Source organism: Thioalkalivibrio sulfidiphilus HL-EbGr7, assembly GCF_000021985.1.
Classification (GTDB): domain Bacteria; phylum Pseudomonadota; class Gammaproteobacteria; order Ectothiorhodospirales; family Ectothiorhodospiraceae; genus Thioalkalivibrio_A; species Thioalkalivibrio_A sulfidiphilus.
Genome location: NC_011901.1, coordinates 614,174 through 633,844 on the forward strand (window position 1 = coordinate 614,174; position 19,671 = coordinate 633,844).

At 66.4% G+C, this 19,671-nt stretch carries 18 protein-coding genes; 9 read left to right on the top strand and 9 right to left on the bottom strand.

Annotated features, from left to right (window positions below; translation table 11 throughout):
* Positions 1-81: 81 nt before the first annotated feature.
* Positions 82-1,113: a lipid A deacylase LpxR family protein gene (locus TGR7_RS02885; protein WP_012637166.1), complete on the bottom strand. Its 1,032-nt coding sequence runs from the start codon at positions 1,111-1,113 to the stop codon at positions 82-84.
* Positions 1,114-1,185: 72 nt separating this feature from the next.
* On the opposite strand from TGR7_RS02885, the gene TGR7_RS02890 reads away from it, so the two are divergent.
* Both TGR7_RS02890 and TGR7_RS02895 read left to right on the top strand, forming a co-directional pair.
* Positions 1,186-2,151, top strand: a complete 966-nt coding sequence (locus tag TGR7_RS02890) for an MBL fold metallo-hydrolase (RefSeq protein ID WP_012637167.1) — start codon at positions 1,186-1,188, stop codon at positions 2,149-2,151.
* A gap of 198 nt (positions 2,152-2,349) precedes the next feature.
* Positions 2,350-4,068, top strand: coding sequence for a potassium/proton antiporter (locus TGR7_RS02895; protein ID WP_012637168.1), 1,719 nt, complete (start codon positions 2,350-2,352; stop codon positions 4,066-4,068).
* Between the two features lie 166 nt (positions 4,069-4,234).
* Here the strand turns inward: TGR7_RS02895 and trhP are convergent, their stop codons facing one another.
* Positions 4,235-5,551 (bottom strand): prephenate-dependent tRNA uridine(34) hydroxylase TrhP, encoded by a 1,317-nt coding sequence (trhP, locus tag TGR7_RS02900; RefSeq protein WP_012637169.1) that lies wholly within the window; start codon positions 5,549-5,551, stop codon positions 4,235-4,237.
* Between the two features lie 302 nt (positions 5,552-5,853).
* A complete protein-coding gene (locus TGR7_RS02905) occupies positions 5,854-6,720 on the bottom strand; it encodes a DUF6279 family lipoprotein (protein ID WP_012637170.1) in 867 nt (288 codons plus the stop codon).
* A 115-nt stretch (positions 6,721-6,835) separates the two neighbouring features.
* Here TGR7_RS02905 and TGR7_RS02910 point away from each other — a divergent pair, with 115 nt between their 5' ends.
* Genes TGR7_RS02910 through TGR7_RS02930 form a run of 5 tightly spaced genes read left to right on the top strand, consistent with a single transcriptional unit; the run spans position 6,836 to position 10,153 of the window.
* Positions 6,836-7,447 (top strand): cytochrome b/b6 domain-containing protein, encoded by a 612-nt coding sequence (locus TGR7_RS02910; RefSeq protein ID WP_012637171.1) that lies wholly within the window; start codon positions 6,836-6,838, stop codon positions 7,445-7,447.
* A 22-nt stretch (positions 7,448-7,469) separates the two neighbouring features.
* On the top strand, positions 7,470-7,781 hold the full coding sequence (locus TGR7_RS02915; RefSeq protein WP_012637172.1) for a PepSY domain-containing protein: 312 nt from the start codon (positions 7,470-7,472) through the stop codon (positions 7,779-7,781).
* A gap of 5 nt (positions 7,782-7,786) precedes the next feature.
* Positions 7,787-8,449: a response regulator transcription factor gene (locus tag TGR7_RS02920; protein WP_012637173.1), complete on the top strand. Its 663-nt coding sequence runs from the start codon at positions 7,787-7,789 to the stop codon at positions 8,447-8,449.
* A 1-nt stretch (position 8,450) separates the two neighbouring features.
* Positions 8,451-9,764 carry a sensor histidine kinase gene (locus TGR7_RS02925; protein WP_012637174.1) on the top strand — a complete coding sequence of 438 codons (1,314 nt, stop codon included), beginning with the start codon at positions 8,451-8,453 and terminating at the stop codon, positions 9,762-9,764.
* A 50-nt stretch (positions 9,765-9,814) separates the two neighbouring features.
* Positions 9,815-10,153, top strand: a complete 339-nt coding sequence (locus TGR7_RS02930; protein WP_012637175.1) for a hypothetical protein — start codon at positions 9,815-9,817, stop codon at positions 10,151-10,153.
* A 56-nt stretch (positions 10,154-10,209) separates the two neighbouring features.
* Here the strand turns inward: TGR7_RS02930 and TGR7_RS02935 are convergent, their stop codons facing one another.
* The 4 genes from TGR7_RS02935 to TGR7_RS02950 are packed head-to-tail and all read right to left on the bottom strand — an operon-like array spanning position 10,210 to position 13,065.
* Positions 10,210-10,560 carry a nucleotide pyrophosphohydrolase gene (locus TGR7_RS02935; RefSeq protein ID WP_012637176.1) on the bottom strand — a complete coding sequence of 117 codons (351 nt, stop codon included), beginning with the start codon at positions 10,558-10,560 and terminating at the stop codon, positions 10,210-10,212.
* A 37-nt stretch (positions 10,561-10,597) separates the two neighbouring features.
* Positions 10,598-10,807, bottom strand: a complete 210-nt coding sequence (locus TGR7_RS02940; protein ID WP_012637177.1) for a type II toxin-antitoxin system HicB family antitoxin — start codon at positions 10,805-10,807, stop codon at positions 10,598-10,600.
* A gap of 50 nt (positions 10,808-10,857) precedes the next feature.
* Positions 10,858-11,535 (bottom strand): hypothetical protein, encoded by a 678-nt coding sequence (locus TGR7_RS02945; protein WP_012637178.1) that lies wholly within the window; start codon positions 11,533-11,535, stop codon positions 10,858-10,860.
* Positions 11,536-11,538: 3 nt separating this feature from the next.
* Positions 11,539-13,065 carry a hypothetical protein gene (locus TGR7_RS02950; RefSeq protein WP_012637179.1) on the bottom strand — a complete coding sequence of 509 codons (1,527 nt, stop codon included), beginning with the start codon at positions 13,063-13,065 and terminating at the stop codon, positions 11,539-11,541.
* Positions 13,066-13,187: 122 nt separating this feature from the next.
* Between TGR7_RS02950 and TGR7_RS02955 the strand changes: the two genes are divergently transcribed.
* Both TGR7_RS02955 and TGR7_RS02960 read left to right on the top strand, forming a co-directional pair.
* Complete coding sequence (locus TGR7_RS02955; protein ID WP_012637180.1) at positions 13,188-13,997, top strand: response regulator transcription factor; 810 nt, start codon at positions 13,188-13,190, stop codon at positions 13,995-13,997.
* A 10-nt stretch (positions 13,998-14,007) separates the two neighbouring features.
* A complete protein-coding gene (locus tag TGR7_RS02960) occupies positions 14,008-15,621 on the top strand; it encodes an ATP-binding protein (protein WP_012637181.1) in 1,614 nt (537 codons plus the stop codon).
* 208 nt (positions 15,622-15,829) lie between these two features.
* Here the strand turns inward: TGR7_RS02960 and TGR7_RS02965 are convergent, their stop codons facing one another.
* On the bottom strand, positions 15,830-16,303 hold the full coding sequence (locus TGR7_RS02965; protein WP_012637182.1) for a DUF2914 domain-containing protein: 474 nt from the start codon (positions 16,301-16,303) through the stop codon (positions 15,830-15,832).
* Between the two features lie 201 nt (positions 16,304-16,504).
* On the bottom strand, positions 16,505-19,663 hold the full coding sequence (locus TGR7_RS02970) for a type I restriction endonuclease subunit R (RefSeq protein ID WP_012637183.1): 3,159 nt from the start codon (positions 19,661-19,663) through the stop codon (positions 16,505-16,507).
* Positions 19,664-19,671 lie beyond the last annotated feature (8 nt).

Sequence of the window (19,671 nt, forward strand, 5' to 3'; positions counted from 1 at the left end):
GGAAAGAAGGCGAACGGCTGGAGAGCCGACAGTGGCGGCTTCCTGGGATTTTTGTGGATGATTCGGCTTAGGAGGGGGCTTTCAGAATATCCAGGACAGGCTCAGGGCACCGAAGTCCTCGCGCTCTTCCTGGTTCCTGAATTCAGGGGTGCGGAACACGTGGGTGTAGGCCAGCCGTGCCCGGCCCAGGGCCAGGACGGCGCCCAGCTGGGCGTCGCCCACGAACACCTCCCGGTCCACGCTGGGGCTGTCGCGCCAGAGGTTGCCGTCCAGAAACGTGTTCCAGGCCACGGCCCGGGCGTCCACCCCGGCGAACAGATACCAGCCCCAACGGCTGCGGGGCACGAACAGTCCGGAGCCGGGCAGGGCGGGCTGGATGCGCGGCGGGCCGTAGTCGTGGGGCAGGTCGCGGCCGGCACGCAGGGTCAGGCCTGTGTTCACCAGGGTGAAGGGCGTGCCCAGCGTGCCGCCCCAGTGGGGGGTGAGATCGATGCGCCAGCCCTCATCCGCCGCGCGCACCCGGGAGCGCCACTGGCGCTCGTAGCTGACCATCAGGGTCAGCTCATTGCCCAGCTGGTGATCCCAGCCCTGGGGGATCGGTGAGCCCATGAATTCGTGAATGGTCTTCTGGGTCTGCTCCGCCAGGGAGGCGGGCCCCACCACCCCCAGGGTCAGTTGCAGGCGGTCCAGCCGGTCGCCGGTCTCCTCCGCCAGGCCGCCGCTCACGTACAGCCAGCCGGCGTAGGGACGGTCGTCCGGGCTGGGGTTGGCTTCCTCGATGTCCTTGGGGGTGTACATGCTCTGGCCGATGGACCAGGACGCCTTGAGCTCGCCCTGGCCCGGGAAGAAGGGGATCAGTTCTCCCACGTCCCTGAGCAGACCCGGTACGCCGGAGCCGGGCGTGATCCAGCTGGCGCGCACGCCGCTGGTGTAATAGCGGTCCTCGCCGGCGAACAGGTCGTTCTCGTATTCCAGCACCAGAATGCCCCGCTCGGGCTCTTTGGGCGGCTCGGGGATCTCCGGCAGCCAGGCGGGCAGGTCGCGGGCGGCGGCGGGCGCTACCAGGAGCAGGGCGAGCAGCAGGGTCGGGAGGGTCATCAGGAAGCGGGTCATGGGCACCTTTGCACAGCCGGAGGGTCTGTGTAGTGTACTGGACCCGCAGGTTCATGCCCGCCCGGAGGCCCCGTGAAACGTCTCGTCCTGACCATCCTGCTGTGCCTGTGTGCGCCCTTCACCGTGTTGGCCGACGGCCAGCCGACGGGAACGGCCCGCCCCGGCGACTACCCCATGGCGCCGCAACAGGTGGCCCCCGGCGTGTACGCGGTGATCACCCCGGCGCGGGATTTCCCCAACCCGGAGAACCTGGGCTGGAATGCCAACATGGCCTTTGTAGTCACCGGTGACGGCGTGCTGGTGGTGGACACGGGTTCCTCGGAGACCATGGGCGTGGCCCTGCGCGAGGCCATCCGAGGGGTCACTGAGCAGCCGGTGCGCTGGATCGTCAACACCCATGCCCACGGAGATCACTGGCTGGGCAACCATGCCTTTGCCGGGGAGTCCCCGGAGATCCTGGCCGGCAGCGAGGCCGCCGCGCGCATGCAGGCCCAGGCGGATGGCTGGATCCGCAGCTTCGACGAGATGACCGGCGGCGCCACCGGGCAGTCGCGCACCCTGTTCCCGAACCGCCTGGTCGACGCGCCCACCACCCTGGTCCTGGGGGGCACGGAAGTGACCTTGCTGCCCTCCGGTGGCAGCCACTCCCCCGGCGACCTGGTGATCTGGCTGCCGCAGACCCGGGTGCTGATCGCCGGTGACGTGGTCTACACCGACCGCGCGCCCTCCGTGTGGGACGGGCGCGTGGGCCAGTGGATCGCCTTCATGCACGAACTCATCGCCCTCGAACCCGCCGTGGTCATCCCCGGTCACGGGCGCATCGAGGCTGCGGAGACCCTGACCCGTCTCAAGACCTATCTCACCACGTTGTGGGCAGCGGTGGAGGACGGCGTGCTGCAGGGACTGCCGGATTTCGAGACCGTGCCCCTGGTGCGCGAACGCATGGCGGAGATCGCGGCCGAGTATCCGGGCTTCGAGGACAAGGTGGGCCGCTCGGTGGCGCACATGTACACGGAAGTGGAGGCGGCGGCGTTCTGAGGGGATGTGCCAGGCATGAGCGCAAGGCAGGCGCATGCGCTGCGCCTCGCCGGACTGTCTCTCCGAGTGGCAAACAGGGCGCCAGCCGGCACAACGCGCACCGAATGCCCCGGCCCATCTGGCATAATGGAACGCTGAAGCAGCTCACGCCGGACACGTCGTAAGGCGTGAATCCAGCCAATCGGAACCGATCCTTCAGTGGAACTCACCAACCAGATCATCCTGCTGGGCAGCGCGGTGCTGCTGCTGAGCGTGCTCTCCAGCGTGATCAGCGCCCGCGTCGGCGCGCCCATCCTGCTGGTGTTCCTGGTCATCGGCATGCTGCTGGGCGAGGAAGGTCCCGGCGGCGTCATGTTCCACGACGTGCAGCTGGCGCACCTGTTCGGGAGCCTGGCGCTGGCCATCATCCTGTTCGACGGCGGACTGCGCACGCCGGTGAAAAACTTCCGGGTGGGGCTCAAGCCCGCAGTGGTGCTGGCCACCCTGGGGGTGGTGCTCACCGCCGGGATCACCGGCATCTTCGCCGCCTGGTGGCTGGGTCTGCACTGGATGGAGGGCCTGCTGCTGGGGGCCATCGTCGGCTCCACCGACGCGGCCGCAGTGTTCTCCCTGCTGCACGGGCGCGGTCTTGAGCTCAAGCAGCGCGTGGGCGCGACGCTCGAGATCGAGTCGGGCAGCAACGACCCCATGGCCATTTTCCTCACCATCGTGTTCATCGAGCTGCTCATCACCGGGCCGCAGAACATGGGCCTGGTGGTGCTCTGGGAGTTCATTCAGCAGATGGGCCTGGGCGCGCTGATCGGCATCGCCGGCGGCTTCGCCCTGGTGTGGATCATCAACCGCCTGGACCTCGCCCCCGGCCTCTATCCCCTGGCGGCCCTGGCCGGTGGACTCACCGTGTTCGGCATCGCCAGCCAGGTCAACGGCTCCGGCTTTCTCGCCATCTACCTGGCGGGCCTGGTGCTGGGCAACCGGCCGCTGCAGGCCAGCCAGAACATCAACCGCTTCCACGACGGCATTGCGCGCCTGTCCCAGATCGGCATGTTCCTCATGCTGGGCCTGCTGGTGACGCCCTCGGCGCTGGTGGACGTGGCCGTGGATGCCCTGCTGATCGCCGCCGTGCTGATCCTGCTGGCCCGCCCCCTGGCGGTGTGGATCTCCCTGCTGCCCTTCCACTTCCCCTGGCGCGAGCAGGGCTTCATCGCCTGGGTGGGCCTGCGCGGCGCGGTGCCCATCATCCTGGCCCTGTTCCCCATGCTGGCCGGTCTGGAACAGGCAACCATGCTGTTCAACATCGTGTTCTTCGTGGTGCTGATCTCCCTGGTCGTACAGGGCTGGACCGTGGCGCCCGCCGCGCGGCTGCTGCGCCTGGAGGTGCCGCCCACCACCCACGTGGTGCAGCGCGTGGAGCTGGACATCCCCGGTCAGCAGGAGATGGAGCTGGTGGGTTATCGCCTGGCGGACAACACCCCGGTGGTGCAGGAGAAGTGGACCAGCTTCGTGCTGCCGAAGAGCGTGCGCGTGGTGGCCCACCTGCGGGACAAGCAGTTGCTGGAGTCCCTGGAACTGCTGGACCTGCGCGCCGGCGACTATCTCTACCTGATGGCGGCGCCGGATGACCTGCCGGACCTGGACCGCCTGTTCGTGCCTCGGGCCGCGCCCAAGCGTCTTTCGGAGCAGACCTTCTTCGGCGAGTTCGTGCTCAACGGCGATGCGCAGCTGGGCGACCTGTCCCTGGCCTACGGGCTCACGCTGCCGGAGGGCGTGGCGGAGCAGACGGTGGAGGAGTACATCCGCAAGAAACTGCACACCGCGCCGGTGGTCGGCGACCGCGCGTCCCTGGCCGGCGTGGAGCTGGTGGTGCGCGAGATGGAAGGCGCACGCATCACCCGGGTGGGCCTCAAGCTTTCCCGATGATGAGTAGGTTTGGGTGAGCAACGCTGATCACGCAGAGATCGCAAAGACGCAGAGGGCGCAAAGGATTGATGATCAACAAACTTTGCGTCCTCTGCGCCTCCGCGCGCTTGGCGTGATTAAATCTGCTGACCTTGGCGCATTCCCGCCACACCACCGGATATCAGGCTCAGCATAGATCCCGCGCCAGCAGACCCATCTCGCAGGACTGCGCTTCCAATGGGATGCGCACCCGGTAACCGGCCCCGGGCGCCTCGGCCATGGCCTCGCCCTCCGGGCCTTCCATGCGTTCCAGGGTGAAGCGCCGGTTGCCCTCGGGCAGGATCAGCTCCAGGGTGTCTCCCACCGCGAACTTGTTCTTCACCTCCACCTCCGCCAGACCACTGGCCGGCTCGTAGCTGAGCACCTCGCCCACGAAGCGCTGCTTGAGGCTGTCGGAATGCTGGGTGAGGTAGTTCTGGTATTCGCTGTCGTGGTGGCGCTGGTAGAAGCCGTCGGTGTAGCCCCGGTTGGCCAGGTTCTCCAGCACCCCCAGCAGGCTGGGATCGAAGCGGCGCCCGGCCACGGCATCGTCGATTGCGCGCCGGTAGACCTGGGCGGTGCGGGCCACGTAGTAGTGGGACTTGGTGCGGCCCTCGATCTTCAGGCTGTCGATGCCCATGCGCACCAGGCGCTCCACGTGCTCCACGGCACGCAGGTCCTTGGAGTTCATGATGTAGGTGCCGTGCTCGTCCTCCTCCACGGGCATCAGCTCGCCGGGGCGCTCACGTTCCTCGATCAGGTAAGGCTGTTGCGCGCGGATGTCGCGTTCGGGTTCGTCCTCGTCCGGGCGCCAGAGCTGCACATCGCCGCTGGCATCGGTCGTGGCCTCATGCACGGTGTAATCCCAGCGGCAGGAATTGGTGCAGGTGCCCTGGTTGGCGTCCCGGTGATTGAAATAGCCCGACAGCAGGCAGCGCCCGGAATAGGCAATGCACAGGGCGCCGTGTACGAACACCTCCAGCTCCATGTCCGGGCATTCCTGGCGGATCTCCTCCACCTGGTCCAGGGACAGTTCCCGGGACAGGATGATGCGGGTCAGTCCCAGCTGCTGCCAGAATCTGACGCTGGCGTAGTTCATGGTGTTGGCCTGCACCGAGAGATGCACGGGCATCTCCGGCCAGCGTTCACGCACCAGCATGATCAGTCCCGGGTCGGCCATGATCAGCGCGTCGGGCCCCAGCTCAACCACCGCCTCGATGTCCGCGAGGAAGCTCCTCACCTTGCTGTTGTGGGGCAGCACGTTGGTGGCCAGGAAGAAGCGCTTGCCCGCCGCGTGGGTCGCCTCGATGCCTTTCGCCAGCTGTTCCAGGCGGCTGAAGTCGTTGTTCCTCACCCGCAGGCTGTAGCGGGGCATGCCGGCATAGACGGCATCGGCGCCGTAGGCCAGGGCGTAGTGCAGGTTGCGCAGGGTACCTGCGGGGGCGAGCAGTTCCGGGGTCTTCATGGCACTTCGTGATCAGGCAATGGCGGGTTGCGGATTGTACACCCGCTTGCGGTGTGGCGCTGTCATGGCTTGGGGAGAGTCAAAACCATGTTCTCTCGCGGAGGCGCGGAGGCGCGGGGAAAACTGAACTTATTGTTGAACTTCCTCCGTGCCTCTGTGGCTCCGTGAGAGGATGGTTTTCTGCTGGCAAGAAAACCTGTCCTCTCACGGAGCCACGGGGACACGGGGAAAACGAATCATCAACTTTCTGAAATCTCCGCGCCTCCGCGCCTCCGCGAGAAAATGATCTTTCCCACTCTGAATCAAGCCGCTGTCTCAACCGCGCAGCTCAGGCGCTCGAAGTCCCGGGCCAGGCTGCCGATGCGGCTGATGAGCCGTTCCCGCTGGCGCTCCGATGAAAGCCGGTAGAGATCCACCAGCAGGGCCAGGGTCTGTTCCCGGTTGAAGTCCATGCGCGTGCGGTATTCCTCCGACCAGCCCCGTTCCGGGTAGACCAGGAGGGTCTCCAGCCGTGCCTCCAGGGCGAGCGGGTCGTGGCGCAGGCCCTCGATGGCCTCGCGCAGATCAGCCTGCCAGCGGGCGCGGTTCTCAAGCCAGGGCTCCCCGAAGGGTGCCAGGCCCACACTCCAGGCCTCCAGGCGCGCCTGCTGGGCGGTGTTCAGGCGCCCCAGCCAGCGGCGCAGGCGGCGTTCGATGCGCTCGGCCCGCTCCTGCTGCAGCACCTCGGCGGGCTTGTCCACGAACTCCTTGCGGTTGTCCGCCAGGCGGTCTTCCAGGTTCTCGAACAGCTCCTCGATCTGCACGTCCGAGAAGGTGACCAGCAGGGCGGCGGCGTCCGGCGGCAGACGGCTGCCCAGGCTTCTCAGGAAGATCTCGGCCACCTCCAGGTGCGCGGACAGGCGTTGTGCGCTCACCTCGCCGGCGCGCAGGTCGGCCTCGACGCTGCGCAGCCACTGGGCATAGCGGGGCAGTTCGCTGCTGCAATGCCAGTCCAGGCGCACAGCCAGGCGCTCGTCCAGCATGGCCCGCTGGGCGTCGTCGAGTGTCACGTAGTTGCGCAGATACCAGGGGGCCAGCCAGTCCAGCTGGTTGTAGACGAAACGCACCGTGCAGCCGGACAGGCCCAGCAGCAGGACGGCGAGCACCAGCAGTCGCAGGATGCGGTTCATGGGTCTTGAGAGTCTCTCTACCTGAGGGAAGTTCTACACCGATCCCCTTTCAGTTTCATTTCAGCTTGGCCGTGCACACTGCGTCCATGTTCGACATCACGGGAGCGCCACGGTCATGAACAAGCACACTGAAATCCGCGTCTGGGACCCCTTCGTGCGCGTCTTCCACTGGGGCCTGGCGGCTGCCTTCTTCATCGCCTACCTCTCCGGCGATGCCTGGCTGGACCTGCACACCCTGGCCGGCTACACCGCGCTCGGCCTGATCCTGGCACGTCTCCCCTGGGGTGTCATCGGCACCCGCCACGCCCGCTTCAGCGATTTCGTGCGCCCGCCGCGGGTGGCCCTGGCCTACGTCCGGGACCTGTTCCTGGGCCGGGCGAAGCGCCACCTGGGCCACAACCCCGCCGGCGGACTGATGATCCTCGCCCTGCTGGTGACCCTTCCCCTGGTTGCCCTCTCCGGCATGGCCCTGCTGAGCGCCGAGGAGGGGGCCGGGCCGCTGGCCGGGCTCATGGCCGGCAGCCCCCACTGGCTGGCCGAGGGGATCGAGGGCCTGCACGAATTCCTGGCCAACCTGGTGCTGCTCATGGTTGGCGTACACGTCCTCGGTGTGCTGGTGGAAAGCCTGCTGCACCGGGAAAACCTCATCCGCGCCATGTTCACCGGGGCCAAGCCGGCGCGGGATGACGATGAGCAAGACCGGCCTGGCCCCTTGCATCTAAACTGAAACCCTGTGAGGAGATAGACCCATGAAAGCCAAGACCCTGATCGTCACCACCCTGGTTGCCGCCCTGCTGGGCAGCGGTGCCGCGCTTGCCAGCGATCGCATGCGCTACAACGAGGTCCTGCAACTGCGCGAGAGCGGCCAGATCATGGCCATGGAGGAGATCATGACCCGTGCCCGTCAGGAGCAGCCCGGTCACCTGATCGAGGCGGAACTGGAGCGCGAGGACGGCCGCTATACCTACGAGCTCAAGATCCTGGACGCCGAAGGACGTGTCCATGAGCTTGAGATGGATGCGGCCACCGGTCGCGTGCTCAAGCGCAAGATCAAGGACTGACACCGGTGCGGGTGCTCATCGTCGAGGATGACGCCGAACTGGGGCCGCGCCTGCGGCAACGGCTGGCCAGGGAGGGCCTCGCCGTGGATCTCGCCGCCAACGGCATCGATGGACGGCACCTGGGCGAGACCGAACCCTACGACCTGGTCATCCTCGACCTGGGCCTGCCGGATCTTTCCGGCCTGGACATTCTCACCGCCTGGCGCAGGGCCGGGCTCTCCATGCCCGTGCTGATCCTCACCGCCCGGGACGGCTGGCGGGAACGGGTGGAAGGGCTGCGCGCGGGCGCAGACGATTACCTGGGAAAACCCTTTCACACCGAGGAACTGCTGGCCCGGGTCCAGGCCCTGCTGCGCCGGGGCGCGCCGGTGCGCGACACGGTCTTGCATGTGGGCCCCTGGCGGCTGGACGAGCAGCGCCAGTGCCTGCTGAATGAGTCGGGCGAGGAGACGGCGCTCACGGCCACCGAATACCGCCTGCTGCGCTATTTCCTGCGCCATCCCGGCGAAGTGCTCTCCAAGACCCAGCTCTCCGAACACCTCTACGAATACGAAAGCGAACGGGACAGCAACGTGCTCGAGGTCTACGTGCGCCGCCTGCGCGACAAGCTGGGCCGGGATCTCATCGAGACCCGCCGGGGCCAGGGCTACGTGCTGAGGAAGACCTGACATGCGTTCCCTCAAGGTCCGCATCACCCTGCTGGTGGGCATCAGCCTGCTGCTGCTCCTGGCCGCCCAGGCCGTGGGCCTGCGCATCATCCCCGGCGCCCTGGTGCAGGACTACGTGGTCACGCGCCTGGAACACGACGCCGACACCCTCTACGGCCGGCTGGTGGACGGCACCGAGCCGGTGGAGCTGTTTTCGCGCACCGTAGGACTCATCTACGAAACGCCCCTATCGGGGCACTACTTTCGCATCATGACCGGCGACACGGTGCTGCGCTCACGCTCCCTGTGGGATACGGATCTGACGCTCGAACCCGTGCCGCCCGGCGAACAGCGCATCAGCCGCGCGCCGGGGCCTGCCGGGCAGAGCCTGCTGATCTACAGTCGCGGCTACCGGGTGCAAGGCGAGCCGGTCACCATCGCGGTGGCCGAGGACCTGAGCGCCATGGAAAGCACCGTGGCGCGGCTCGAGCGAAGCCTGCTCACGGTCATGCTGCTGGGCGTCGGCCTGGTGCTGTTGATCCAGTACCTGATCGTGCAACGCGCCCTGCGCCCGGTGGATGCGGCGGTGCAGGCCTGCCGCAGACTGGAGGCCGGCGGGGCCGCGCCCATGCAGGTGCAGGCGCCGCGGGAGATCGAGCCCCTGGTGGAGGCGGTCAACCGGCTCATCCGTCATCACGGCCTGCGCCTGGAGCGCACCCGCCGCGCCCTGGGCAACGTGAGTCATGCCCTGAAGACCCCGCTGGCGGTGATGAGCCAGATCACCGATGAGCTGGCCGAGCGGGGAGACCGGGCTGCGGCCGATGCCCTGCGTGCGCAGCTGCAGGCCATTCGCAACACCGTGGAGCGGGAACTGCATCGCGCGCGCCTGGCCGGCCGGGATCACCCCGGTGCGGGCTTCGACGCCCGCGCCGAGCTGGAGCCCCTGGTCGATGCCCTGCGGCGTCTCTACGGGGAGCGGGTGAGCATTGCCCTGGACATCGAGGGCGAGCCGGCCGCCGTGGACAGCGAGGACATGCTGGAGCTGTTCGGCAACCTGCTGGACAACGCCTGCAAGTGGGCCCGCTCACGGGTGCGCGTGCGCGTGCGCCAGGGGGTGGGCGTCGAGGCGGAGATCGAGGACGACGGTCCCGGCGTGGAAGAGGACAAGCTGGCGCGACTGGGGCAGCCCGGGATGCGCCTGGACGAGTCCACCCCCGGCCACGGGCTGGGTCTGTCCATCGTCCACGACGTGGTGAGTCAGTACGGCGGCGAGATCCGCTACGGGCGATCCACGGAGCTGCACGGTTTGCGGGTGCAGGTGCGCATCCCGGGATAGAATGGCCGGGATAGAATGGAACGTCCGATCCCCGAGGGAGTGCGTCCACCATGACCTGCCTGAGCCGAAGCCTGAGTGCCCTGGGCACGCCCGCGTTCGAGTCCGTGCTCAAGGAAGAGATCGCCGCCCTGGGCGCGGCGGGCCTGCCCCTGCAGGCGGGGCTGCGCACCGGCAGCGTGGCCCTGGATGATCGCCTCGAGGTCACGATCCTCGGCGTGGATGAGGGTGCGGACACGCTGCGTGTGCGCGCCGGCCTGTTCTACACCAGCATCATCGCCGGTTGCGCCTGTGCCGATGATCCCACCCCCGTCAACGAGAACGCCGAGTACTGCGAGGTGCGCGTGGATATCGACCGCCAGAGCGGCGAGGGTCGCGTCTCACTCGCCTGAACAGCCAGCGGCCACCCCTGGTCCCTTCCCGACCGTGGGGCCGCGCCCCGCCGGGGTCAGTACTCCGTGTACTTCTTCGAACTTCCCCGCACCTTCTCAGCGGGATATTTCCGCTCATTGAGCGCGATCTTGTCCTCCACCGCCTGCAGGAGATCCACGCCCAGGCGGTCGGAAAGGCGGATCAGGTAGATGAGGATGTCCGCCATCTCCAGACGGACCTCCTCCCGTTTCTCGGCCGGCAGCTGGTAGCTCTGTTCCTCGGTGAGCCACTGAAAGTGTTCGATCAGCTCACCCGCTTCAGCGATCAGTGCCATGGACATGTTCTTGGGGGAGTGGAACTGTTCCCAGTCGCGGTCGATGGCGAACTGGCGAAGGCGCAGCTTCAGGTCTTCGAATGTGTCTGGCATACAGTGTCCTGTTGAGTGGATGGATCCCGGGCCAAGCTTACGAGCATCTGGGCCGGTTTGCAGCCCGGCGCCGAGCGCTGCAATCATGGCCGCGCTCCCTGAGCCACTGCAGATGGCCGTCGATCAGCGTCTCCATGGCCTCGGCCACGCCTTCGGGGGTGGAGCCGGTGGCAACGCAGCCGTCCACGTCGGGACAGTAGGCCGAATAGCCCAGGGTGGTTTCCTCGATCACGATGGTGTAGTTCATGTCTGCATTCCTCCGTACTTGAATCGTCTGCTCGAATCGCCGGGGCGCCGTCATCGCGCCGCCACCACGTTGTCCAGCCGCGCCAGGTCGTTGACCACGCGCCACCGGCCGCCGCCGTCCTCCACCCGTGCCTGCCACTGGGCCAGGCGCTGCTGATAGGCGCGCGGGTCGTTGTTGTCGCCGCGCTGGCGTTTCACGTTCACCGCCACCACCTGCACGTCCGCCAGGCTGACCGGCATGTCCCGGCGCAGCCAGGGCGGCAGGTCCTCGTGCAGGTCGGAGAGGATGAACAGGTAGCTCTTGCCGGCGTTGATCTCGTTCAGGTGATCCGCCGCCAGCAGCACGCCGCCGGTGATGTCGCTGTGATGGCTGGGCACCCGAAAGCGCTCCATGAAGGCGTCCAGCAGGGCGCGCACCTCGCGCTTCTGATGGTTGGTCACGCTCGGCCGGTGGTCGAAGGTGGTGCGCGCGATCATGTTGCGTTCGCTGAAGCTGCTGTTGTCGATGAACGCGATGGCGATGGAGTCGCCGCTGTTCAGGTTGCCCAGCAGGTAGTGGGTCAGGGTGCGCGCCTTGTCCAGTTCCCCGGCGTAGTCGCTGGAGATGTCGATCAGCACGAAGGCAGCGCGGCTGTTGTTGGGCGGCTCGCCGCAGCCCGCCAGCAGCGCACCCAGTACCAGGACCGTGACCAGTCCCATGGGCATTCGGGTCAGGTGCTTGAAGTGCATGGCTCAGACCTCCCTGGCAGAGAAAGCGATGTCATCGTCGATGTCCGGCTCCGTCGCCTTGCGGCGCCGGTTGCTGCGGGCGCCCTTGCCGGCGGGTGCGCGGCTCTCGGTGACCTCTTCATCGGGCGCGTCGGAAACCGCACTCGCGCGGTACTCGCGCACCAGGCGCTCGATGCCCAGGGGCAGCATGATGAGCAGATCGTAGAGGCTCACCAGCACCTTGCTCAGGTGGTTGGCCACGCCGCCCGTCACCCGCAGGCCCAGCCGCAGTGCCCGCAGTGCGCCCAGGGCGAGCAGGCCCAGCACCGTGCGCAGGGAATGCACGAAGGCCTCCAGCGGGATGGCCACGAAGGCCAGTGCGAAGGGCAGCACGAAGCCCAGCACCGTCTGGCCGATGGAGGGGATCCAGCGGAACTGGGCCTCGGCCACCGCGGCGCCCGCCAGGGACTGGTTCAGGGCCTCGCGGTCCAGGGCCAGCAGGTCGCGCATGTAGGCGAGCGAGGCCTCGATGCTGGCGAAGATCACCAGGATGGTGAACGCGGCGATGGCCATGCGCCGGCGCATGCGGTCGTCCAGGCTGCCGATCATGGGGAACAGCCGGGTGATCTGCAGGGCCTCCAGCAGGAACAGGCCCATGGTGATCTCCACCAGGATGATCACCAGCGCCGCCACGTCCGAGGTGCGCACGGAGCCGATGTAGCTGGAGCCGCCCACCATCTCGGACATGGGCAGGGCGATCAGGTGGAAGTTGATGATGCCGCCGAAGGCCGCGATCACCAGCACCACCGAGGCGATCAGGAACTGGGTCAGCGACGAGGCGGTGAGCGCATGCACGGCCCGGTCCTCCGCCTTGCGCATGGCCTCATAGCGCTCCATCTGGCTGTCGATGCTGCGGGCGCGTTCCTCCAGTCCGGTGATGCTGCGGTGCACCTTCTCCAGGGTCTGGTTGAGGCCGCGCCAGTGGGGCTGCATGCCGTTGAGGATCCTGTGTCGCTCTTTGGCGCTCTTCTGGTAGGTAGCCAGGGTCTGGCGGTGGGAGTCCTCCACCGCGTCGCGGATGTTGTCCAGGATCTTCGCCACCGCCGGCTCGCTCGGGCTGGGCAGCGTGGAGAGTGTCTCCAGCATCTGGGACCAGGCCGGTGGCAGGGGCGCGTCGCCGGTGGAGTCGCGGTAGTCCGCCTCCAGCTTCTGCAGCGTGTCCGCCAGCTTGCGGTGCAGGGCGGGATACTGGCTCAGGTCGCGCTCGATGATGGCGTTGACGCGGCTGAACTCCCGTTCGATGGCCTTCTCGCTGGCCTCGCGGCCCATGGCGAGAAGTACGTCACGGTTTCGCACCATGACCCGCTGCTCCAGCTGACGGATACTGTGGGCAGCCAGACGCAGGCTGCCGTATATCGCGCGCCCGGTGCCGCGCAGCAGTTGATGGGCGTGGGGACGGCCCAGGTAAAGTACGATGATGCCGATCACCAGCCAGATCGCCAGCGACAGGGCCGGCGAGGCAGACCAGATGTTGAGAATGTCAGCGGACATGATGTCGTTCTCCCTGTAATCGTGTTGTTCCGGTCTTGCGGGTGCGATCTGGCACCCTGCCGTGTCGATACAGAGCTTCGCTGCCGCTGGTGAAAAATCTGTGAGTGGAAACAGGACGACCCATGGCCACAATCTTCTGGGTGGAAGACCAGTCCCACTGGATCGAAAAATTCAGGCCCGTGCTGGAGGCCACCGCCTTCGACGGGGCGCCGACCACGGTGCAGGTTTTCAAGTTCGCCGAGGCCGCCTGCCAGCACATCCGCCTGGCGGACGCCGGGCAGCCCCCCGATCTCGCACTGCTCGATGCCAACATGAACGGCAACGACGCCGCCGGGTTCTCCGTGTCACGGGCCTTGCAGGGCAAGTGGCCCGGCCTGCCCATCCTGTATCTCTCCGAACACAGCGGCACCGGCATCGAGCAGGAGGCCTTCGAGGCCGCCGGCGCCCGGGATTTCATCGCCAAGCACCAGCAGAACATCGAGTCCGTGCTGTGCTGGCGCATCAAGGCCGTGCTGCGCAGTCACAGCATGGCGCGCGCGGACGGGCAGCCGTCGGGCGATGTGCTCAGAAGCGGAGACCTGAGCCTGGACACCGCCACCTGGGAGGTCTACTGGCGGGGCACCAAGCTCATGAACCCCGCCAACGCCAAGCGCCCCCTGGCCCCCACGCCGCGCAAGATCCTGCGCTACCTGGTGGAGGCCTCGCCCCGGCCGCTGACCACCTGGCAGATCGCCGAGAAGCTGGACGCCGATCCGGAACGCTTCTCCTACGCCAATTACCGTCAGCACATCCGCACCCTGCGCCTGTCCTTCGATCAGGCCATGGGCGGCGAGGGGCGGTTCGCGGATCTGTGCAAGGCGGGCGAGGGCATCGTCACCTTCGGCGACGAAGGCGCGTACTGCTGGAAACCCCCGAGCGGGAAACAGCCATGAAGGAAGGCCGATGAGCGATCAAAAGACGGACACGATGGAATCCGCGCCCCGGGGGCGGGTGCAGCTGGTTACCTATCCCTGGCTGAGCGTGCTGGGCGGCCTGCTGCTCATCAGCTACCTGCTGCTCATGACGGAGCCCGCGCTGGCGGGTCTCTACCCGCTGCCCGCCCAGTGGCATGGCGTGGAGGTGAAATACGCGGCGCTCGGTCTTTTCCTGGTGCTGCTGATGTTCGATCTGCGTCGCTATCACCGCCAGCACCAGCGCCAGAAGACGGATGTGAAGGCCCTGCGGGAACAGGTCAACGCCCTGTGGCAGGACAAGAAGCAGCTGCAGCTCAAGGCGCACACCTACTCCGGCCATGCGGACAAGCTCAAGCTGTTCATCAGCGACAAGCTGCTGGAGTACATCGAGTACGACGAGAAGTTCCTGCACTTCAAGAGCATCGCCGCCGAGGTGCGCCACAACGGCGTGATCAGCTTCGACAAGGTGCAGACCGCCCTGCAGCGGGCGCTCGCGGAATCAGGCCCTGAGCAGTCCGGGGATTACCGCGCCGCCCTGGACGCCATGCGCTACCTCTGGGACCTGCTGGATCTGTCCACCGCCGACAACCTCGCCCTGCACATCGGCAACCTGCTGTGCGAATGCGAGGAACACTACTGCCAGCGACTGCTCAACAGTGACGGCCCCGCGCCGCTGCCCTACGAGCCCGCCTACCCGCCCCGGCAGGCCGCCTGGCGTGCCCTGGCACTGGTCAGCCCCGAGGCGCTGCCGCCGCTGATCGAGGGTGAGGATTACCGCATCGAGGAAGGCCGCTGGTACGTGCACCTTGCCCCGGTCAGCGTCTTGCTGGGCAAGGAGAACCACCTGGTCCTGCTGCTGGAAAACCTGCTCAAGAACGCCCAGTTCTTCTCCGGCAAGCGCGGTTACAGGTCCCCCTTCGCGCCCATCGCCCTCACGCTCGTGGAAGAGCAGGGCCAGGCCGTGCTGCGCATCTACAACCGCGGCCCGCACATCAGCGACGAGGACCGCCCCAACCTGTTCCAGCTGGGCTTCACCACCCGCCGCACCCGCGAGCATCACGGCCGGGGTCTCGGGCTCTATTTCGTCAACGAGATCGTCAAGGGTTACGAGGGCCGCATCGGGGTGCGCAACGTCCACACCCCCGAGACCCGCTACGCGGTGCGGGTGGAACTGGACGACGGCGAGATCATCACCGACCTCATCGAGGTGGAGGTCGTGGACGGACAGCCCCGGTGCCGCACGGCCGATGGTGAGTTCAGTGACGCCCGTGACTGGACCTTCCGCGCACCGGTGCTGAGCGTGGAGGTCACGCCCACCGGCAGCCGAGACACCCGCCGGATCGCGGATTTCGCTGCCAGGGGCAAACAGGTCCGCTTCGATCCCGGCCACCCCGAGCGCCCCGCCTGGCAGCTGGACTACCAGCCCAAACGCAATGCCCATCAGCTGGTCTTTCAGCCCCTGGATGTGAGCGGCGTGGAATTCGAGATCCGCCTGCCCACGGCGCAACTGCGCCTGGACGGCAGTGAATTGGGTCGGGATGAGGATATCGATGCGGAAGTGGAACGCCTGGATGAGCGTTTCCGGGTGCCGGGGGAGGCGTGATGCCTGACTCGGCCGATGACACAAACAAAAACACTGTTCTCTCGCGGAGACGCGGGGGCGCGGAGAAAGGTCAAAGGCGATTTCTCGCAAAGACGCAAAGACGCGAAGACGCGAAGAAAAGCATTTCTTGTTAAAAAGACTTCTTGGCGTCTTCGCGTCTTCGCGAGAGATCAGGTTTTTTCATGCGTCCCAGATCATTTCGGGACGACTAAGAACCCGAGCCCGAGCGCATGAAATGGGTTTCGGGGACGGTGATCGTCTCGGAATCCCCGGCGGCTGGCGCCGGGCCATCGCCGAAGGACAGTTCTTCGCTGGCCAGCACATTGCCGTCTTGCGTCACCACGTAGACCCGCCAGGTGCCCGTTTGCTCAGGCGCCATCTGCTTGCTGGACCAGACCCGCCAGCGGGGGCCGCCCACGTCGAAGCCGACCACGGCCACCGGTTCACCGGCATATTCCCAGCGGTGCACCACGTGTTGGCCCTGCAGGTCGCGCAGTTCGGTGAAGAAATACACCGTCTCCGTGTCCGCGGAAACGCTTGAGACGGCATCCACCGGCTCGCGATCCACCACGCCGGTGGTGAACTGCGCGCGCGCCACATCGGCGGCGGAAACGCCCTGCAAGCCGAAGGCGGTCATCATCAGGGCGGTGAATAACGCTGTGTTGAGCCATTTTCTGTACATGCTGATCTCCTTATTCGTGTTGTCTGTCGGTCGAGACTGTGTGACCGACGTTGTTGCCCGGATCTTTGTGTTGGGAGCGGGGCCCTTCCCTCACAAGGCTGATGCCAGTCAATGACTGGGTATAACACACATAACAGAAAAAGGGGTGCTACTCCCCCATTTCCAACGCTTGAGAGGGTGGTGGGTGTCCCTTGCCCTTACTCAGGGCTGGCGCAGCGAGTGCAGGATGAAGTCGAGCACCACCCCGACGGAGCGCTGCAGTTGCGCCGGATCCCTGAGCAGCTGCCCCGCCATGCCCTGGTGGGTCGTCAGGCTGTCCATGACGGCATCGCGTACCGCCGCCGGGAAATCACCGTGCATGACCTGGTCACGGGTATTGTTTTTCAGCTGGGCCAGCACCGGCTTGTTCTCCATCACCTTGTCCGAGAGGGTACGCAGGTAGTTGAGCCGATCGGCGTCGCTCAGACCCTCGCCCGCGAACAGCTCGTTGAGCCGGGCGATGATCTCGGCCAGCGCTTCCTTTTCCGGGTCGTGCGCTTGGCCGCCGCCCGGGCCTTCGCCGCGGATGCGGTAGTCCCCCTCGCCATCGCGCAGGTTGATCTGGTGCTCGCCCTGCTTTTTCAGGCGGTAGTGGGTCAACTCGATGCCGGAGAGGTCCAGCGGCTGGTCGAGTTCGGCCTGCCGCAGCAAGGGGCGCAGGTGGCGGGCGTAGACAGCGAGCTTTTCGAGATCACGGTCGTCCAGGGCGACGATCTGGGAGATGAACTCGTAGAAGCGCACGAAGCTGCCGAGGTCCTTGCGGAACAGGTCGAGCACGCTCTTTTCCTCGCCGGCGCTCTGGACGGCGCGGCGGGCGTTGGCGGCGCCGACCTCATCGCCGCTCATGTCGGCCTGGCGTTCCTGGCGCTGGGCGTCCTGCAGGGCCTGGATGGCGGATTTGTAGCGTTCCCTGTAGCGGTCCACCGCCGGGCGCACATGGTAGTTGAGCTTGTCCTGGGTCTTCTTGGGGTCGAAGAAGGCGTCGGCGAAGGCTTCCACCTCCTCCCAGCGGAAGATCCGCTCACTCTCCAGCTTTTCCTGCAGGTCGTAGATCAGGTTGGGGTCGGAGACGTCTTCCAGCTCGGCGGTGCGGTAGTAGGGCTTGAAGGCGGCCAGCACGTCCTCGGGCTTGTTGACGAAATCCAGGACGAAGGGGTCTTCCTTGCCCGGGTAGGTGCGGTTGAGGCGTGAGAGGGTCTGCACGCAGTCCACGCCCGAGAGCTTCTTGTCCACGTACATGGCGCAGAGCTTGGGCTGGTCGAAGCCGGTCTGGAACTTGTTGGCGACGATCATCACCTGGTATTCGTCGGTGTCGAACGCATCGCGCAGGTCGCGGCCCTTGAGGCCGGGGTTCATGTTGCGCTCGTTGAAGGCCCCTCCATCGACCGAGGCCCCGCTCTCCTTGTCCTCCACGTCGCCCGAGAAGGCCACCAGGGCGTGCACGTCGGTGTAGCCGTGCTCGGTCACGTACTTATCCAGGGCGAGCTTGTAGCGCACGGCAGCCTTTCGCGAGTCGGTCACCACCATGGCCTTGGCCTGGCGGCTGAGCTGGGCGGCCACGTGCTGGCGGAAGTGTTCGACGATCACTTGCACCTTCTGCTCGATGTTGTAGGGGTGCAGCTTCACCCACTGGTAGAGCCGGGTGGCGGCCTTGCCCTTGTCCACCGCCTCCTCAGCAGCCTGCTTCTGCTCCAGGCGGAAGGCCATGCTGTAGGTGGTGTAGCGCTTGAGCACGTCGAGGATGAAGCCCTCCTCGATGGCCTGCTGCATGGTGTAGACGTGAAAGGCTTCAGGCAGGTTGTCCGGCCCCGGCTCCTGGTTGGGATCGGGCGGACGGCCGAAGAGCTGCAGGGTCTTGGCCTTGGGCGTGGCGGTGAAGGCGAAGTAGCTGATGTTGTGCGCCTGGCTGCGCGCGGCCAGGGTGGCGTCCAGCACGTCCTCGGCGCTGATCTCGGCATCCTCTTCCAACTCGTCGGCCATCAGCACCTGGCGCAGCTTGCGGGCGGTGGCGCCGGTCTGGGAGGAATGGGCCTCGTCGGCGATCACGGCGAAGCGGCGTTCCTTGAGGCTGGTCTGCTGCTGGATCGCCTCCAGCACAAAGGGGAATGTCTGGAGGGTGACGATGATGATGCGGGTGTTCCCCATCAAGGCCTCGGCCAGCTGGGCGGACTTGCTGCCCTCGCCCTCATCGCGGCTGATGCGGCACACCACCCCCTCGGCGTGCTCGAACTGGTAGATGGTCTCCTGCAGCTGGTCGTCCAGCACCGTGCGGTCGGTGATGACGATGACCGAGTCGAACACGCGCTGATCCTGATCGTCGTGCAGCGAGGCCAAGCGGTGGGCGGTCCAGGCGATGGAATTGGACTTGCCGGAACCCGCGCTGTGCTGGATCAGGTACTTGTGGCCCGGCCCCTCGGCGCGGGCGGTGGTCACCAGCTGGTTGACCGCATCCCACTGATGGAAGCGCGGGAAGATCAGGTTCTCCTTGGTGTAGCGCTTGCCGAAGCCGTCCTCCTTTTCCTCCTTTTGCAGGTGGATGAAGCGGCCCAGGATGTCCAGCCAGGCATCGCGCGCAAAGACCTGCCTCCAGAGATAATCCGTAGCGTAGCCGTCCGGATTGGGCGGGTTGCCGGCCCCGCCCTCAAAGCCCTTGTTAAAGGGCAGGAAGAAGGTCTTCATGCCATCGAGCCTGGTGGCCATCCACACCTCTTCCTGGCTGACGGCGAAGTGCACCAGGGCGCGCTTGCCGAAGGCCAGCAGCGGCTCGGGCTTGCGGGTCTTGGGGTCTTTGGGCGGGCGGTCCTTCTTGTACTGCCACTTGGCATTGTCGATGGCCTGCTTGAACTCGGACTTCAGCTCCAGGGTCGCCACCGGCACGCCGTTGACGAACAGGACCAGGTCCAGGCGCGGGTTGTAGCCTTCGCGGGCGTGGGGCGAGTAGGAGACCTCCTGCACCACCCGCAGGCGGTTGGCCTCATAGCGGGCCAGGGTCTCGGGGTTCAGGCCGTGGTCGGGCTTGAAGGTGCACAGACGAATCTTCGCGCCACGGTCCTTGAAGCCGTGGCGCAGCACGTGCAGGGCGCCATGCTTGTCCATTTGCTCGGCCGCGCGTTGCAGCAGCTTGTCCTCCACCTTATCGCCGTAGAACTTGGTGAGCTTTTCTAGCGCCTCGGGCTGGGTGTTGCGCACGTAGCCGACCAGGTCCTCCGGGTAGAGGGCCAGCACCCGGTCATAGTGCTCCGACTTCCCTTCCAGCCAGCCCTGCCCCACCAGATCGGTGACGATGGCCTGCTGAAACACATTCTCCCTGGCCTTATCCATGACTCCCC

Coding starts and splice junctions, on each gene's coding strand:
- TGR7_RS02970 (WP_012637183.1), bottom strand. CDS start 19,663: ATGGATAAGGCCAGGGAGAATGTGTTTCAGCAGGCCATCGTCACCGAT.
- TGR7_RS02960 (WP_012637181.1), top strand. CDS start 14,008: ATGAGCGATCAAAAGACGGACACGATGGAATCCGCGCCCCGGGGGCGG.
- TGR7_RS02930 (WP_012637175.1), top strand. CDS start 9,815: ATGACCTGCCTGAGCCGAAGCCTGAGTGCCCTGGGCACGCCCGCGTTC.
- TGR7_RS02940 (WP_012637177.1), bottom strand. CDS start 10,807: ATGAACTACACCATCGTGATCGAGGAAACCACCCTGGGCTATTCGGCC.
- TGR7_RS02885 (WP_012637166.1), bottom strand. CDS start 1,113: ATGACCCGCTTCCTGATGACCCTCCCGACCCTGCTGCTCGCCCTGCTC.
- TGR7_RS02965 (WP_012637182.1), bottom strand. CDS start 16,303: ATGTACAGAAAATGGCTCAACACAGCGTTATTCACCGCCCTGATGATG.
- TGR7_RS02905 (WP_012637170.1), bottom strand. CDS start 6,720: ATGAACCGCATCCTGCGACTGCTGGTGCTCGCCGTCCTGCTGCTGGGC.
- TGR7_RS02945 (WP_012637178.1), bottom strand. CDS start 11,535: ATGCACTTCAAGCACCTGACCCGAATGCCCATGGGACTGGTCACGGTC.
- TGR7_RS02925 (WP_012637174.1), top strand. CDS start 8,451: ATGCGTTCCCTCAAGGTCCGCATCACCCTGCTGGTGGGCATCAGCCTG.
- TGR7_RS02950 (WP_012637179.1), bottom strand. CDS start 13,065: ATGTCCGCTGACATTCTCAACATCTGGTCTGCCTCGCCGGCCCTGTCG.
- TGR7_RS02915 (WP_012637172.1), top strand. CDS start 7,470: ATGAAAGCCAAGACCCTGATCGTCACCACCCTGGTTGCCGCCCTGCTG.
- TGR7_RS02910 (WP_012637171.1), top strand. CDS start 6,836: ATGAACAAGCACACTGAAATCCGCGTCTGGGACCCCTTCGTGCGCGTC.
- trhP (WP_012637169.1), bottom strand. CDS start 5,551: ATGAAGACCCCGGAACTGCTCGCCCCCGCAGGTACCCTGCGCAACCTG.
- TGR7_RS02955 (WP_012637180.1), top strand. CDS start 13,188: ATGGCCACAATCTTCTGGGTGGAAGACCAGTCCCACTGGATCGAAAAA.
- TGR7_RS02935 (WP_012637176.1), bottom strand. CDS start 10,560: ATGCCAGACACATTCGAAGACCTGAAGCTGCGCCTTCGCCAGTTCGCC.